General features: G+C 49.4%; 12 protein-coding genes. All 12 read left to right on the top strand.

What is annotated here, in order from left to right; genetic code table 11:
- The first annotated feature begins 142 nt into the window (after window positions 1-142).
- The 12 genes from AF331_RS18525 to AF331_RS18470 all read left to right on the top strand — a co-directional run bounded on the left by AF331_RS18525 (window position 143) and on the right by AF331_RS18470 (window position 17,549).
- Window positions 143-1,543: a glycoside hydrolase family 1 protein gene (locus tag AF331_RS18525; protein ID WP_053429512.1), complete on the top strand. Its 1,401-nt coding sequence runs from the start codon at window positions 143-145 to the stop codon at window positions 1,541-1,543.
- Window positions 1,521-2,414, top strand: coding sequence for an ROK family protein (locus tag AF331_RS18520; protein ID WP_053429511.1), 894 nt, complete (start codon window positions 1,521-1,523; stop codon window positions 2,412-2,414). The genes AF331_RS18525 and AF331_RS18520 overlap by 23 nt, the downstream gene beginning before the upstream one ends.
- Window positions 2,407-3,030, top strand: a complete 624-nt coding sequence (locus AF331_RS18515; RefSeq protein ID WP_053429510.1) for a YesL family protein — start codon at window positions 2,407-2,409, stop codon at window positions 3,028-3,030. The genes AF331_RS18520 and AF331_RS18515 overlap by 8 nt, the downstream gene beginning before the upstream one ends.
- Complete coding sequence (locus tag AF331_RS18510) at window positions 3,030-5,705, top strand: alpha-mannosidase (RefSeq protein WP_053429509.1); 2,676 nt, start codon at window positions 3,030-3,032, stop codon at window positions 5,703-5,705. Before AF331_RS18515 ends, AF331_RS18510 begins: the two co-directional genes overlap by 1 nt.
- A gap of 12 nt (window positions 5,706-5,717) precedes the next feature.
- The gene (locus tag AF331_RS18505; RefSeq protein ID WP_053429508.1) at window positions 5,718-7,031 is read left to right on the top strand and encodes a glycoside hydrolase family 125 protein; all 1,314 of its coding nucleotides are present in this window, start codon (window positions 5,718-5,720) and stop codon (window positions 7,029-7,031) included.
- A gap of 12 nt (window positions 7,032-7,043) precedes the next feature.
- Window positions 7,044-10,130 carry an alpha-mannosidase gene (locus tag AF331_RS18500; RefSeq protein WP_053429507.1) on the top strand — a complete coding sequence of 1,029 codons (3,087 nt, stop codon included), beginning with the start codon at window positions 7,044-7,046 and terminating at the stop codon, window positions 10,128-10,130.
- A 63-nt stretch (window positions 10,131-10,193) separates the two neighbouring features.
- On the top strand, window positions 10,194-11,945 hold the full coding sequence (locus AF331_RS18495) for a sensor histidine kinase (protein WP_053429506.1): 1,752 nt from the start codon (window positions 10,194-10,196) through the stop codon (window positions 11,943-11,945).
- A complete protein-coding gene (locus AF331_RS18490) occupies window positions 11,946-13,406 on the top strand; it encodes a response regulator transcription factor (protein ID WP_053429505.1) in 1,461 nt (486 codons plus the stop codon).
- A gap of 319 nt (window positions 13,407-13,725) precedes the next feature.
- A complete protein-coding gene (locus AF331_RS18485) occupies window positions 13,726-14,664 on the top strand; it encodes an ABC transporter permease (protein ID WP_053429504.1) in 939 nt (312 codons plus the stop codon).
- A 131-nt stretch (window positions 14,665-14,795) separates the two neighbouring features.
- The gene (locus tag AF331_RS18480; RefSeq protein WP_082139787.1) at window positions 14,796-15,650 is read left to right on the top strand and encodes a carbohydrate ABC transporter permease; all 855 of its coding nucleotides are present in this window, start codon (window positions 14,796-14,798) and stop codon (window positions 15,648-15,650) included.
- Window positions 15,651-15,698: 48 nt separating this feature from the next.
- Window positions 15,699-17,150 carry an ABC transporter substrate-binding protein gene (locus AF331_RS18475; protein ID WP_053429503.1) on the top strand — a complete coding sequence of 484 codons (1,452 nt, stop codon included), beginning with the start codon at window positions 15,699-15,701 and terminating at the stop codon, window positions 17,148-17,150.
- Window positions 17,151-17,276: 126 nt separating this feature from the next.
- Window positions 17,277-17,549 (top strand): hypothetical protein, encoded by a 273-nt coding sequence (locus AF331_RS18470; protein ID WP_053072174.1) that lies wholly within the window; start codon window positions 17,277-17,279, stop codon window positions 17,547-17,549.
- The last annotated feature ends 70 nt before the right edge of the window (window positions 17,550-17,619 follow it).

Here is a 17,619-nt window from a genome sequence, read left to right as displayed (position 1 = left end):
ATTCGCTCTCATAAACTGTCCATATTAAAGTTTTCCTGCCTTTATTAAAGGACTTCCTGCCAGGCAGTTCCATGGTTGATTTTTTGTCTATATGATAGGGATAAGAGAAAATGTAAGCGATTTCTAAAAGGGGGTGGGGATAATGGAATTCCCGAAAGGTTTTATGTGGGGAGCGGCTTCTTCGGCACCTCAGATGGAAGGTTCATCTAGCCTGGGTGGCAAGTCTCCGAATGTTTGGGATCATTGGTTCCAGAAAGAGCCTCGCGTGTTTTATCAAGGAATCGGCCCTGAAGAGACGACCGGTTTTTATGCCAATTATAAAAAAGATATTTCACTGATGAAAGAGCTCGGGTTCAATTCCTATCGCACATCGATTTCATGGACGAGGCTGATGCCTGACGGTCACACGTTGAATGACGAAGCAGTGGAGTTTTACCGTGATGTGTTCACCAGAATGCTTGACCAGGGCATCCGCCCCGTGGTGAATCTTTTTCATTTTGACATGCCGTATTGGCTGTATGAGAAAGGTGGATGGGATATCAGGGAGTCAGCGGAAGCTTTCGCCTTATATGCGGAAACGGCTTTTAAATGTTTTGGGGATCTTGTAGAAGACTGGGTGACCTTCAATGAACCGATTGTCCCTGTAGAGATGGGCTACTTGAATGATAAGCATCTGCCCGGTGTGTTCAACATCAGGAGAGCCTGTCAGGCAGGCTTTCACACCTTGCTTGCCCATGTCAAAGCGGTACAGGCTTTCCGGAAGAATGAGCATCGGGGTAGGGTCGGCATCGTACTGAATCTGACACCGAGTTATCCGAGATCAGAGAATGTGGATGATGTGAAGGCGGCAGAACTAGCAGACGCCCTATTCAATAAGAGTTTTCTTGACCCCGTCGTCAAGGGTGAATACCCACATGTCTTATGTGAGTTTATACGGAATGAAAGCATCCATGTCAACATGTACCCCGATGACCTGAAGTTGATCAAAGACAACCCGGTGGATTTCCTTGGGGTCAATTATTATCAGCCGAGAAGGGTGAAGGCAGGGAATCAGGACGCTGAACATGTCTTGGATCGTTCCTTCCTCCATTACGAGTGGCCTGATAGAAAGATGAATCCGCACCGGGGATGGGAGATCTATGAGAAGGGGATCTATGACATCGCCATTCAGATCCGTGATGAATACGGGAATATCCCTTGGTTTATCGCTGAGAACGGCATGGGTGTCGAGGGGGAAGACCGTTTCAGGGACGAGGCGGGATCCATACAGGATGAGTACCGGATCGAGTTTTTTGAAGAGCACCTGAAATGGCTCCATAAGGGAATACGTGAAGGCTCCAATTGCTATGGATTCCATGTATGGACCTATATCGATAACTGGTCATGGCTCAATGAATACAAAAATCGCTACGGGCTTGTTGAGTTCGATCTTGATAGTGGCGAACGCAGGAAAAAGAAGAGTGCTGACTGGTTCAGGAAACTGGCGGAATCGAATCGATTACCGGGAGAGGCGGCATGTGATGAAACATCTATTCGCCATTGATATCGGTGGGACGTTCACGAAATTCGCCCTGGTCACCAGTCATGCTGACATTGTCCTGAAAGAGGAGGTCCCGACGCCTGTCAGTGTAGAGGAATTCAGCGTTCATGTCGATCAGGTCCTGGGAAGATGGCAGAGGGACCACCATATAGAGGGGATCGCCATCAGTTCTCCAGGCAGCGTAACGGATGCCGGTTTTGTCCTCGGGCATAGCGCGGTGAATTTCATCCATGTCGTGAATCTGCGTGCTTTATTCCACGAACGATACGGGTTGCCGGTCACAATGGAGAATGACGCCAATTGTGCGGCCCTTGCAGAGCAGTGGAGCGGGGCTGGTGCCGGTTGTGATACATTTGCCTGCATCGTGTGTGGCACAGGGATCGGCGGAGGGATCGTCATCAACGGTCGGCTGCATAAGGGAGCGAACCTCCATGGTGGAGAATTCGGTTATTCCCTGATGGAAGGCTATGAAACGTGGAGTGAACGTGGATCATCATTTGCCCTGACGAAGCGTTTGAAGGATGAGCCCCCACATGGAGCGGCATGGACCGGCTCGCGTGTGTTCGAAGAGGCTGAAAAGGGTCATGCAGCAGCAGAGAAATCCCTCAATCAGTTCTTCCATACCATGGCTGTCGGGATATTCAATCTTCAATATATGCTTGATCCCGAGAAAATCCTCGTGGGAGGAGGCATTACGAGACAGCCGAGCTTCCTTCAGCGGCTGCAGACTGAGCTTGATCGTGTCATGACGGCCAAGCCGATTGCAAAGGTGAAGCCGACTGTGGAAGTCTGTACCCATTTGGACCAGGCTCAGCTCATAGGGGCAGCCTATGTGTGGAGGAAGACATACGGAAAGGAAGATGTACATGTTTAATCGCTTGGGAAGTCTGTTCACAGAAGCGAGCCTCTGGATCTGGAAGACGATGCAGCTCAATGTGATCTGGTTCATGCATATCCTTCTTGGTGGAGTCGTTCTGGGCTTCTTTCCTGCCACAACGGCCCTATTCGCCACCACAAGGAGATGGCTGAAGGGCGGTCTCGAGGAGCCGATCTACGATGGCTATCATCGCTACTACAAGGCGCATTTCTGGAAGACGAATGCAATCGGATGGATTTATACGTCAATCGGTGTTTTCCTTGCCCTGGATCTATATCTTGTTACCCAGCTGAAAGGAATCGTCGTGTTGTTCAGCACGGCAATCATCCTATTCCTCTCAATCCTATATGTTTTTTCATTTCTATATGTTTTCCCGTATTACGTCCATTTTGAGCAATCGCTCAAACATTATTTGATCCAGCCATTCATCCTCACCCTGATCAGCTTCAAGCAGAACCTGGTCATCACGATCGGCCTCACGATGGTAGGCTATCTCATCTATCAGATGCCTGGGTTGATTCCATTTGCCTTGGGCGTCATGCCGGCCTACTGGATCATGAAGGTATCCATGAACCGCTATAACCAATTTGCAGCGACAGGAGGAAAAGCTTGATGGGGAAAAAGACGGCGCATATCATCTCTCATTCCCACTGGGACCGGGAATGGTACATGTCCTTGGAAGAACATAAATATTATCTGGTCAAACTGTTCGATGATCTTCTCGCGAAATTAAAGGAAGATCCTGATTTTCATAGTTTCCACCTTGATGGGCAGACCATCATGGTAGATGACTACCTTGGCGTCCGGCCGGAAAGGGAGGCGGAAGTGAAGGCGTATATCCGGGAGGGGAGGCTCATCGTCGGACCGTGGTACATTCTGCAGGATGCCTTTCTTACAAGCTCGGAGGCCAATGTCCGCAATCTCCTGTATGGGATGAAGGACACGGCAGAGTGGGGGCAGGACGGGTATCTCGGCTACTACCCTGATACGTTCGGCGTCTACGGTCAGGCACCCCAGCTCCTTAAGCAGGCCAATATTGATACAGCCGCCTTCGGAAGGGGCGTGACCCCGACGGGCTTTAATAACCAGGTGCACCATGATGAGTTCTCGTCGCCTTATTCCGAGATGGTTTGGGAAGCACCGGACGGATCGCAGGTGCTCGGGATCCTGTTTGCCAACTGGTACTCGAATGGAAATGAAGTTCCTTCAGACCGTGAAGGGGCGAGGGTCTATTGGGAGAAGAAGCTCGCGGAATCGGAGCGGTTTGCCTCGACCTCCCAGCTTCTGTATATGAACGGATGCGATCATCAACCCCTGCAGGCAGATATTACGACGGCCATTGAAGTCGCTAACGAACTCATGCCGGATGTGACGTTTAAGCATTCGAGCTTCAAAGCATACATAGACGACGTGAAAAACGAGCTGCCCGATGATCTGCAAACGATCCGTGGGGAGCTGAGGAATCAAAAGACCGATGGTTGGTCAACGCTTGTGAACACGGCTTCAGCGCGCATCTATTTGAAACAGGCGAACGACCGCTGTCAGCTGCTGCTGGAGAAAGTGCTTGAACCCCTTGGTGTTCTTGTGGGGGATCGGGATCTGCATCGGGATTTCTCAGAATACTACTGGAAGCTCCTCATGGAGAATCATCCACACGATAGCATCTGCGGGTGCAGTGTCGATGAAGTCCACAGGGAGATGGTGACGCGATTCGAGAAGGTGGAGAAGGGAGCGCAGCGCTTTATCCATGAGCAGCTCCGCGACATGGCGTCAGGCCTTGATACCGGGCATGCCGATCCGTTGGCAGTACCCCTTATCCTTTTCCATACGGAAGCATCATCCCGGGTGATCACCCAAAAGGTGATGGTGGATAAGATCTACTTCAGTGACAGGGATTTCCGTGAGATCCCTGGGTTATTAAAAGGTCGTGAGCTTCCGGTATATGCATTGGAGCGCGCTGATGGGACGTTGATCCCGGTCCATGTAGAGGACCATGGCGTTTCCTTCGGATATGATCTGCCGCGTGATGGCTTCAGGCGTCCTTACTACGGCAGGGAGATCAGCATCACGTTCCCCATCCACTTCACGACGGCTCTCGGCTATGAAGTGGTACACCTCATTCCTTCAGATGAAAGAGTAGTGGGAAAAGGGATGTGGAACGAGGAGAAGCGTCAGCTTGAAAACGGCAACCTTCTGGTTACGATCCATGAGAATGGAAGCTATAGCCTCGTGGATAAACGCACAGGCTATGAATATCCGAATCTCGGCGTCTATGAGGATAGCGGTGACATCGGGAACGAATACATGTTCAAGGAAACCGGCGATCGCCTCAGGTTTACGACGGAAGATGCCCTGTCTGCTATCGAAGTGATCATGGATACCCCATACAAAACCATCGTTGAGATCCGCACAACCATGATCATCCCGAAAAGCGCTCATGAACATCTCCAGCAAGAACGTGAAAACTTGGTATGGCACCCGGAGCGGACTGCAACGCGATCAGAAGAGTTGACGGAATTCCCGATCACGACGACCCTCACCCTCTTGAAAGGAGCAGAGGGGCTGAAGGTGGATGTGAAGATGGATAATCAGGTAAGGGACCACCGTATCCGGGCCAGATTCCCGGTCGGCAAGGGAAATGACCATCACTATGCGGACAGCATCTTCGAAATCGTCAAGCGTCCCAATCAACCGGAAAGGCAGTGGGCGAATCCGACATTCGACCACCATATGCAACGATTCGCTAGTCTTGATGACGGGATTCAGGGTCTCACGGTGGCAGGCATCGGTCTCCATGAATACGAGATCACAGGAGGAAACGTCGTGGAGCTCACCTTATTGCGGTCTGTCGGGGAACTGGGCGACTGGGGTGTGTTCGATACTCCGGAAGCACAGTGCATCGGGGAGCAATCGGCATCCTTCATGATCATCCCTCATGCAGGATCGGTTCTTGAATCCAAGGTGTATAACAGAGCGTACAGCTATCCGATCGATCCGACCGTGGTCCAGGTCGAGCGGAATGATGGGAACGGCTCGAGAGGTGAAGCCCCCTTCAAGTGGACAGGAGAGTCCCTTACGCTTACGACCATCAAACCATCACTGAAGGGAACTGGGATCATCGTCCGCTGGTTCAATCCGACAGCGGAGGAGCAGTTGTTGACCGTAGAGGGCAGCGTGCTCTACCGTTCTACCATACTTGAAGAAAAGAAGGAACAGATCGGTACAGGAAAAGCGGCATACGCCGTTCGACCGTATGAGATCATCACCATGATCATTGATGAAAAATAAGGAGTGGAGACGATGACAGAACAAGTGATACCAGCCTCATTTCAACACATATTGGAGAAGGTCAAGAAAGCTTACGAACACGATCCGGAGGTATATGCGTTATTTGAAAAATGCTTCCTGAATACGTATCAGACCACCTTGAAGAAGGACGAAGAGGGGACCTTTGTGATCACAGGCGATATTCCGGCCATGTGGCTCCGTGACTCATCTGCACAGGTCCGTCCCTACTTGATTCTGGCCAAAGAGGACAGGGAAATCGCCTCCATGCTGAAGGAAGTCATCCAGCGCCAATGGAAGTACATCCTCATGGACCCTTATGCCAATGCGTTCAACAGGACAGCGGACAACAAAGGGCATCAACAGGATCACACCGACATGACCCCATGGATCTGGGAGCGTAAGTACGAGGTGGATTCCCTCTGCTATCCGATTCAGCTCACTTATCTATACTGGAAGGCAACGGGAGACGAGACGGTCCTGAATGAGACGCTCAAGGAAGTCCTTGCTGTGATCCATGATCTATGGAGGGTGGAGCAGGACCATGAAGAAAACTCCCCTTACCGGTTCCAACGTGATGACTGCCGCGTATCCGATACGCTGTTGCGCGACGGAAAGGGCGGCTATTCCGTCCCGACAGGCATGACGTGGTCCGGATTCCGTCCGAGTGACGATGCCTGCCTATACGGGTATCTGGTGCCTGCCAATATGTTCGCAGCTGTTGTCCTCGACTATGCGAAGGAAATGCTCGTTACGATGGGAGAATCTGATCTGGGTGAGAAGATGGCGGCACTTGGTCGTGAAATACGCGATGGCATTGAAGCACATGCCGTAGTGGATCATCCGGAATTCGGGAAGATCTACTCGTTCGAAACAGATGGTGCAGGACGATATAACCTGATGGACGACGCGAACGTACCCAGTCTCATGGCAATTCCATATATGGGGTATGCAGACGCAGAAGATGAGACGTACGTGAATACGCGAAACTTCATCCTCAGCCGTCACAACCCTTACTATTACGAAGGTAAAAAGGCTTCCGGAATCGGCAGCCCGCACACCCCGGATCACTACATTTGGCATATCGGCCTGGCGGTTCAGGGGATGACGGCCATCTCCAGGAAAGAGCGGGACGCAATCGTGAATATGTTCAAGAACACCCATGGGGGAACAGGATTCATGCATGAAGGCTTTGATGCCGATCGTCCGGAAGAGTTCACACGCCACTGGTTTGCATGGGCGAACTCGATGTTCAGTGAATTCATCCTGAGTGAGCTGGGCATCCATGTTCCGGAAAGCCCTCTTGCCCAATCACATCACACTTCATAACGGAGGGTCCGTATGTTTTATTCAATCCAAAAAATCGAGAATAGACTGAACGAACTGGATCGACTTCGGTACCGTGATTGCAGGGGGCTCGGCCCATTTGGCGTCCACGAACCGAAGCAGGGGGAAGAGAATCTCCATCCAACCCATTTCGAAAGAGAAATGAATGTACACGATACGTGGTCCGGACGGGACCGGTATGTGTGGCTCCACACTACTCTGCATGTACCCGAGGATGAGCGGAGAGCAGTGCTCTATCTCGACCTCGGGCGAACCGGCGGGGGAAACAACTCCGGGTTCGAGTCACTCCTTTACCTGAACGGACGACCGTTTCAGGGGGTGGATTCCAATCACCGTGAAGTGATCCTTCCTGAAGGAGACCGATTCGATGTGACGATTCAGCTATGGTCGGGACTTGAAGGCGGTGGGAACCCGTCGGAGCAATACTACCGGTTGAAAGAAGCGTGGTGGGGCTTCCTTGATGGTGAGGTCGATGATTTCTATTTCAAATCCAAAGCCATTTTGGAAACGGTCAAGGAGCTGGGTGAACATGATGGTGTGCGCTCGAATTTGATTGCCCTCCTGAACAGGGTATTTTACGAAATTGACTGGACCGATCGGGGAGAGTGTTTTTATGAAAGCGTCAGGAAGGCAGCGGCTGTGCTGGAAGCCGAGAAGAAAGAGTGGCAGAAGCACTCGGAGGTGACGGTCCATGCGATTGGTCATTCCCATATCGACCTTGCCTGGTTGTGGCGCACCAAACATACAAAGGAGAAGGCGAAAAGAACATTCTCAACCGTTCTCCGCCTCATGGAGCTGTACCCGGATTACACCTACATTCAGAGTCAACCGCAGCTGTATGCATGGGTGAAGGAGGAAGAGCCTGAGCTTTACGCAGCCATCCAAAAAAAAGTTGAAGAGGGTCAATGGGAAGTGGAAGGCTCCATGTGGGTGGAAGCCGACTGCAACATCCCATCGGGCGAATCGTTCGTCCGGCAGCTCCTCTATGGAAAGGCCTTTTTCCAGAAGGAATTCGATCGACGGAATCGCACGCTATGGCTTCCCGATGTCTTCGGCTACAGCTGGTCGCTCCCGCAAATTCTCCGAAAATCAGGGATTGATACCTTCATGACCACCAAGATCAGCTGGAATCAGTACAACCGCATGCCTCATGATACGTTCAGGTGGCGGGGAATCGACGGTTCCGAGATCCTGACCCACTTCATCACGACCCCGGAGCCGGGCAGGCCTGCAGACTCCTGGTTCTATACGTACAACGGGCTCGTCACGGGAGAGACGGTGAAGGGCATCTGGGACAAATACCGGGATAAGGATGTGAACCGGAATCTGCTCCTTGCTTACGGCTATGGGGACGGTGGGGGCGGAGTGAACCGCGAGATGATCGAGATGAAGCGGAAGCTGTCTGATGTGCCGGGCATGCCTCATGTTCAATCCACGCGTGCCTCGGATTTCTTTGATGAGCTTCACGAGACCGTGGATGGAACCGATCAGTATGTACACACATGGGACGGAGAGCTGTACCTCGAGTACCATCGTGGAACATACACCTCCCAAGCCAGGATGAAAGAACAGAATCGGAAGCTTGAACTGTCCTACAGGGAAGCGGAGTTCCTTGCTGCCTGGCATGCTTCGCTAAACGGGTGGGAGCGGTATGCCGGGGAAGCCTTGGAAGAAGGGTGGAAGAAAATCCTCCTCAATCAGTTCCATGACATCATCCCGGGTTCCTCCATCACCGAAGTCTATGAGGACGCCCATCTTGAGTATGATGAGGCGAGAATCATCCAAAAGGGTGTTGTATCCGATTTGGAATCCCAGATTATCAGCAAAAAGCAGAACTGGTCATTCATGCATCCCCATCAATACACAGCACCTGTCCTGATGACAGTTCCGGGTGAGCACGGCTCCTATGAACACGAGGGGAAACCGGTACAAACCCAACCCTTGTCAGGAGGGGGCACGCTTGTACTGGTGCCGGATGTGAAGGCATTTGCATATGGCACGCTGACCGAGACGGGAGCAAGTCCTTCAGAGGAATCTCCTTTGAGTCAAATTGACCTTACCCATCAATCATGGGAAACGCCATTCTATCGATTAACCTGGAATGAACAAGGTCAATTCACAAGCATATTCGATAAAGCGGAAGGGCGCGAAATGATCGAGCCGGGACGTACAGGGAATGTCCTGAAACTCTATGAAGATAAGCCGATGGCCCATGATGCCTGGGATCTTGATCTGTATTATATGGAAAAATCCAAGTCTATTGATTTACTGAAGGACTGTACTATACTTGATAATGGGCCCCTGCAGACGACCATCGAGTTCAGGTGGGAAGCCCCGCAGGTGAAGATCATTCAGCGGATCCATTGTTATGCCCATTCCAAACGGATCGATTTTGAAACGGAAGTGGACTGGGAAGCCCGTCAACAGCTCCTCAAGGTGGAATTCCCCGTAGCGATACGGTCGACGGAAGCCATCTATGATATCCAGTTCGGGAACGTCAAACGACCGACCCACTGGAATACGTCCTGGGATGTGGCACGCTTCGAATCCGTCGCTCACAAGTGGGCGGCCCTTTCAGAACCATTCTATGGCGTCAGCCTCATGAACGACAGCAAATACGGCTATTCGATCAAAGACAATATCATGGCCCTCTCCCTTCTCAAAGGTCCGATTTATCCGGATCCGAAGGCCGATATCGGTCACCATCATTTTGTCTACTCCCTGTATCCATTTGCGGGACAAACGGCCAAGCATGATGTAGAAAGGGAAGCCACCTACCTGAATGCCCCCATCAGGGTCATGAAGGGAACGGCCTCCGAGGAGTTTACAAATTCCCTCCTCTCCATCAGCGGAACGGGCGTCATCGTCGATACAGTCAAGAAGGCGGAAGAGCGGGGTACGCTCATTGTGCGCCTTCATGAAATGGAAGGAGCCACCACGTCCTGCAGGATCAACATGGACGTGAGGAAATGGAGGGAAGTGAACCTCATGGAAGATGAGTATCTTTCGGAATACACTTCAGGTCCAATCGACCTCACCTTCCACCCATATGAAATAAAAACAATCGAACTGGAAAAGTGATTTCAGGGTGAACAGGAGCTCACAGCTCCTGTTCCCTTTTTACCTTGATGAGGAAGTGATGAAATGAAAGCGTTACAGCCGATTAGACGTATAAGCAAAAGGATGTTTTACCGGGTCTTTCTTACATACTCCCTCATCATTTTTCTGACGATGACCGTCTTATTTGTCTTTCTGACAGACTATTATTCTGATTTCATCGTTCAAAGGGAAATTGACCGCCAGGAAACGATCATCAACGAAATCAAATCGGAGCTGCAGGGCAAGCATCAGTTCGTAAGACAGGGCATCCAGCAACTGTATCAGGAGCAGCCCCTCATCGAGGATCTGGCATTTGCCCTGCAGCATGACTATCAAGACTATATCGGCTACCGGCTCGATAAGTTTTCCAACAGTGATTCATTCGTTCCATACAACTTTGATATCTTCGTGAAGAACTATTTTTCCAGAGACCCTGAATCGATCGCCCTGCGGATCCGGAATGAAAGTCTGGGCACAGAATATATGTATCTATTCGACCATAGCCGATGGAAACAGGGGAATCACTATAAAGAAGGAGCTTCTCCCATTACCGATGAACCATCAGAGCCTAAGGATATGTTTGTCGTGGAAGAGCAGATCAATGATCCTGTCTCCATGGACCGTCTTGGGAAAGCGATGGTGTACTTCGGGTACGACTCCATTGACGGTCTCCTCACCCTCACGGATATGCCTGCGAAAAGCGCGTTTATCATCACGAATGAGGAGGGGGATATTCTGTACAGCTATGGAAAAGCCCCCGCATCCCTCATCGACGGTCTTTCCTACAGTGCCGAGCAAAAGAAGGTGGATGATCATGGCCGGTATTATATCCAGTCTTCCATAGAGCCGGTGAGCGGGCACATGGTGACGGCCATCGTACCTGAGAAAGAGATCGCTCAGCTGTTCACGTATAAAACGACAATCTTTTTCCTTTTGATCCTGCTTACGACCGTGGCCATCATCCTTCCTTACTTTGCACTCAGGGGGTACTCCAAGCGGTTGGATGAAATCATGAACAAGATGAAGGAAGTCCAGGAAGGGAACATCGATGCACGTATCGAGACGACCCATGTAGACGATGATCTCACTGACATCTCGCACACCATCAATAAGACATTGGACGATCTAAATGATTACATCGATAAAGTGTATCGTTCCAAACTGAAGCAGACAGAAGCGGAACTCGCCAACCTTCAGGCACAGATCAACCCACACTTCCTTTACAATACCCTGGAGGCGATCCGCATGAAGTCGCTATCTGAAGGAGGCAGGACGTCTGCAAAAATGATCGTACAGCTTGCCCACCTGTTCCGCTACTCCTTGAAGTCCGCAGACCTGGTGCCTGTAGAGGATGAAATCAATCATGCCTATCAATACATCGAGCTGTTCAAGGTCCGCTTCCCTGATCAGCTGACGACTGAACTGTATGTGGAAGAGGAGCTGAAGTCCCTTTATCTACCACCTTTCATCTTGCAGCCCTTCATCGAAAACTTTTTGATTCATGGATTCAGGAGGGATAGGCAGGATAATCACTTGAGTGTCTCGATCCATAAAATGGGCGATACGGCCAAAATCATTATTGAAGATAATGGTACCGGGATTGAGCAGGATCGACTTCACACCATCATGGAAGGGTTAAAGGAGGAAGTGGGATCCACCAGCTCCATCGGTGTGGGGAATGTCCATCGCCGGATCCGACTGAAATATGGAGAAGGATACGGGGTGGAGATAAAAAGCATAGCGGGTGTAAAGACGACCGTACAGATCACTCTACCATTCATGAAAGAGGTGCAATAAATGATCCGGGTGATGATTGTAGACGACGAACCATTGATTTTGGATGGACTGACCTATCTATTGGATTGGGAAACCCTTGGATTTGAAGTGGTGGCCAAAGCGAGAAACGGCAGAGAAGCTCTGGAATTATCCAGGACGATTGCATTCGACGTTCTGATCACCGACATAAAAATGCCGGAAATGACGGGGCTCGAGCTTATTGAAGCACTGAAGGAAGAACAGGAGGAAGTGAAAGCCATCGTCCTTTCTGGATTCCAGGAGTTTGATTTAATTAAAAAGGGGCTCGTCCTGGGAATCGAAAACTATTTATTGAAACCGGTGAATGAAGATGAACTGGTCTCCTCCCTGCTTCATATAAAAGATAAACTCGATCAGCAGGATCTTGGAGAGGAATCGATTCTCATCCTGCGGGATCACTCCATCTGGAGGTACATGATGGGGAAGATGCCCCTCCGTGAATTTCAGGAAAGGCTGGCGCTCTATCCTGAATTGACTCTCCCGGTCCCCTTTCATCTCGGGCTTCTCAAAGTCGAGGACAGTGACAGTGTAAAGGTTCAGAAACAGATTGAAACCGGGCCATCCATCTGCGTCACCACTCCACAAGGGGACTTGATGATCTTATGGGACCCTGCACATGTTGAAGCTGAGCTAGAGCGAATAACCCCGATTGTAGACGAAAGGAAAGGGATCCTGGTGACAAGCGGAAGAGTGGAAGAGATCGGTGAAACCCCAAGAGTGATGAAGGAGCTGGAGCGTGCGAGTGAATTAAAGATGATCCTTCCCGATCAGGAGCAACACCTTGCAGAGGATATGATTCTCTCTCCTTCCATCAAGACAATCGATGTCCGGAACTATTTGAAGCCGGAGATGCTCGAGGGGCTGGCAAACGAGGAGTATGGACGCGTACGCGAGGAACTCGGCAACGTCTTCATTCAGCTCTCCTCGGACCCCTTCCTATTGAAAAGTGTGTTCCTTGATACCTTCTTCCAGATGAAAGGTCGTTTCCTCTTATCTTTGGAATACGGTCAGTATGTCCAGATCATCCATGAGATCCTCCATATAGAAGGAGAGGAGGATGCGATGAGGCTTCTTGACACGTGTATGAAATGGATGGAAAGAGAAGGTCAAGGTGAAGAAAAGAGAAGTCCGATCATCCAGACGGTCCTGACGTATATCCATCAACATTATTCGGAGGATATGTCCCTTAAAACGTTGGGCCATCGCTTCCACATCAATCCTATCTACCTTGGCCAGCTCTTCCAGAAGGAAGCCGGGGACTCTTTCACCAAGTACTTGAATAAACTTCGCATTGACCGGGCCAAGAAACTCCTATTAAACTCTCATGAGAAAGCTGGCCAAATCGGTAAACGTGTAGGCTATACCGACGCCACCTACTTCTATAAGCAGTTTAAAAAATACGAAAACGCCACTCCTTCAGAATGGAGGAAGCAGCGAGTTTGATCCCTTTTATTAAAGGGATTTTTTTATAGGGGAATCGGGGGGATGGTGATTGGTTAGAATTCTTCCACTGTAAAGCACTCAGCTATCTCCTGCGTTTTGATTCAGGAAAGTAGATTGGAAGCTTTAAAACCGCTGAAGATAAACGGTTTAACAGATGCACTCATTACAAAAAAACCTCCAAATCCAAAAGCCGTATCCACTATTCCTTTGACTGAAAAAAACAACTATTTACTTTGACCAGTAAATCTAAGATATCTCAACTATTTCAAATGAAAGGGTTTTCATATAATGAGAGTATAGCACCGAGGGGAGGAGAAACATGAACAGAGTCAAACAATTTTCCAAAGATCTATACGACAACCGGATCTGGCTTTTAATGATCCTGCCGGGCCTCATCTGGCTGATCGTCATGAAGTACATTCCCATGTTCGGTCAAGTGATCGCCTTTAAAAACTTCCGGTTCCACCCGGACGGATTCTTCGCCAGCGTCTTTACGAGTGAATGGGTCGGATTCGAAAACTTCAAATTTTTGTTCAGCACGAATGACGCATTCGTCATCACACGGAACACCCTGCTTTATAACATTCTTTTCATCGTCGTCGGCCTAATCCTATCCGTAGCAGTAGCCATCATTCTTAGTGAAATCACCAAGCAGAAGCTGGCGAAAATCTACCAGACGGGCATGCTTTTCCCGCATTTCCTTTCCTGGGTGGTCGTAAGCTATTTCGTCTTCGCCTTCCTGAGCGTCGATAGGGGATTGTTCAACAGCGTGCTCGGATACTTCAACATCGAGCCCGTCTCCTGGTATAACGAGCCCAAATACTGGCCGTATTTCATCACCTTCATCAGCCAGTGGAAAGGCGTCGGATTCAGTTCGATCGTGTATTTGGCAGCCATTGTAGGTATTGACCGGACGCATTATGAAGCCGCCATGATCGATGGCGCGAACAAGTGGCAGCAAATCCGCCATGTGACGATCCCGATGATCATGCCGCTTATCGTCATCCTGACCATCTTGAACATCGGAAGCATCTTCAGCGCAGACTTTGGATTATTCTATCAGATTCCGCGTGATTCCGGACCGCTTTATTCCGTTACAAATGTCATTGATACATATGTCTATCGTGGACTCATGACCATGGGGGATATCGGGATGAGCACAGCGGCAGGTCTTTATCAGGCCACTGTCGGATTCGTCCTCATTTTGATCACCAACTACATTGTCAGGAAGATCGACGAAGACAATGCCCTCTTCTAATCTGAACGAAAGGAGTGTGTCAGGTGGAAACGACGACCAAGACCACGGAGGTCGGACTTAAGGGGAAGCCGGCCGTCAAGAAGCCCAAATCGTATAACCCCTATGGATTCACAGGTAAGACAAGCGTCCTCATGCATGTGCTGCTCGGTAGCTTTGCTTTCATGTGCATCTTCCCGTTCCTGTACGTCATCATTATCTCCATCAGTAATGAGCAATCCCTTGCGGAGAATGGCTATCAGCTCATTCCGGAGCAGTGGAGCCTGGATGCATATAAGTATCTGTGGGATATGAAGGCCCAAGTGCTACAGGCTTATGGTGTCACCATCTTTGTGACAGTAGTGGGAACCTTCCTCAGCGTGACGGTCATCTCCATGTATGCCTACGCTATCTCGCGCAAGCAATTCAAGTTCCGTAAACAGTTTACATTCATTGCCTTCTTCACCATGCTGTTCAGCGGGGGGATGGTCCCGTTCTACATCGTCATGACGCAGTTCCTTGATCTGAAGAATACGATGTGGGCCCTCATCCTTCCGATGGCCGTGAATGCATTCTACATTATCATCATGAGGACATTCTTCCTTCGTTCAGTGCCGGAGGCCATTCTCGAATCAGCCAGAATTGACGGTGCAGGAGAGATGAGGATCTTCCTCACAATCGTACTGCCGTTATCCATACCGGGTATTGCTACCATCGCCCTTTTCAGTACGCTCGCGTATTGGAATGACTGGTTCAATGCTCTGCTATTCATTGATGATCCCAACAAGATCCCGCTTCAGTCCCTATTGATGCGGATCGAGAATAACATGGACTTCATTAAGCAGAATGCCATGCTTTCCAACCAGAACAGTGCCATATTGAAGTCGATACCGCAGGATTCTGCAAGGATGGCCATGGTCGTCATTGCGACCCTGCCGATCGCCTTGTCTTATCCATTCTTCCAGAAATATTTCATTAAAGGATTGACCATCGGCGGTGTGAAAGACTGATCACCTCTGTATGTTTTTGAAACAAAACTATGAATTGGGGGATGAAACATGAAGAAAATCGGAATTCTGTCGCTCGTCTTGCTTCTGCTCACTGGTGTCCTTGCTGCATGTAGCGGAGGGGGAAGTGAAAAATCATCGGGAGACTCGACTGATGAAGAAGTGAAACTTACATGGTATATGATCGGTACGCCTCAAAAGGATACAAAAGACGTCATGAAGGAAGTCAACAAGTATACAAAGGAAAAAATCAACGCCACCATCGATATGAAAATGCTCGATTGGGGTGAGTATAATGATCGCATGCAGGTCATCACCACCTCTGGGGAAAATTATGATATCGCCTTCACAAGCTCATGGGCGAATAACTATGCCCTCAATGCAAGAAAAGGCGCCTTCCTTGGCCTGAACGATCTTATGGACAAGTATGGGAAGGACATGAAGAAGCTCATCGACCCGGCCTTCCTGGAAGGTGCTCAGATCGATGGAGAACTTTATGCGGTCCCGGCAAACAAAGAGGTGGGTCAGCAGGCTGTGCTTTCCTTTAACAATGAACTCGTTAAAAAGCATAATCTTGATATCTCGAATGTGAATTCCATTGCAGATCTCGAGCCTCTTTTAAAAGTCATCAAAGAGAAAGAGAAGAATGTCACACCAATCGCAACATTCGATGCCTATCTGCCGTTTGATTCCATTCTTCAAGAAGAGCTTCCATTTGCCTTCCGTTTAGATGGCAATACAGATGAAGTCGTCAATAAGTATGAAGAAGATATCACGATGGAAACATTAAAAACCATGCATGAGTACTATAAAAAAGGCTATATCCAAAAGGATGCTGCCACTAGCACGGATTCCTGGCCGCTTGAAACACCGAACTGGTTCGTCCGCAAAGAAATCTATCAGCCTTATGCTGAAGACGTATGGTCCCGCTCTGCCGGTTATGAAATTGTGACAAGAGAACTTCACGAACCGTATATCTTCAATAACTCTGTAACAGGATCCATGCAGGCGATCTCTGCCACATCGAAGAATCCTGAACGTGCCATGATGTTCCTGAATCTATTGAACTCCGATGAATACCTTCGGAACCTTCTTGATAAAGGGATTAAAGGAACCCACTACGAAGAAAACGAAGATGGTACCATCAAAGATCTTCCCGCACGTGTAGAAAACTACAACATGCCAAGCTTCGCCATCGGAAACCAGCTGATCCTGAAGCTGTACGAAGATGATCCGAAAGATAAATGGGAGAAATTCGAGGAGTTCAACAAGAACTCTACCCCGTCACCGGCTCTTGGATTCTATTTTGACTCCAATCCTGTACGTACAGAAATTGCAGCCATCTCCAACGTAACAAGCGAATTCTCACCAGCCCTTCTCAAAGGCGCGGTCGATCCGGAAGAATATCTCCCAGCTTTCAATAAAAAGCTGAAAGAAGCCGGAATGGAAAAAGTACTCGATGAAATCCAGAAACAGTACGATGAGTGGAAGAAGAAACAATAAGTAAAGCACGGGGACGGTTCAGATGCGTCAAAAAAATGACGCACAGGAACCGTCCCTTTGTGTCATTCAGAAAAACCAACGAATAATCCAAAAGTCATTTTCATAAAGTGAACTGGGGGTGATGGAATGGAAACAGAAAAAGCAGTGGTGGTGGAGGATCCGCATCATAACGGTATGGCCGTGACGTCGCTGGTGTTGGGAATCGTGGGATTTGTGATCGGTATTATCCCAATCATCGGCTGGTTCTTTATGCCTGCGTGGATTTTGGCGATTATATTCGGGGCGGTGGGCATCAGGCAGAATCAGTCAAAGGGGATGAGCTACACCGGCTTGATTCTTGGTATCGTGACGTTTGTGTATAAATTCGGCTTCTGGTTGCTTGTGGCTGCAGGGGCTTAAAGGGAGAGAGACTTCTATTCTAGGAGTCTTTTTTATTTTCTTGTTGATAAATCGTAATGGTTACGATATA

The sequence above is a fragment of the Rossellomorea marisflavi genome, from assembly GCF_001274775.1.
Classification (GTDB): domain Bacteria; phylum Bacillota; class Bacilli; order Bacillales; family Bacillaceae_B; genus Rossellomorea; species Rossellomorea marisflavi.
This window is presented reverse-complemented; position numbering and strand designations above follow the sequence as displayed.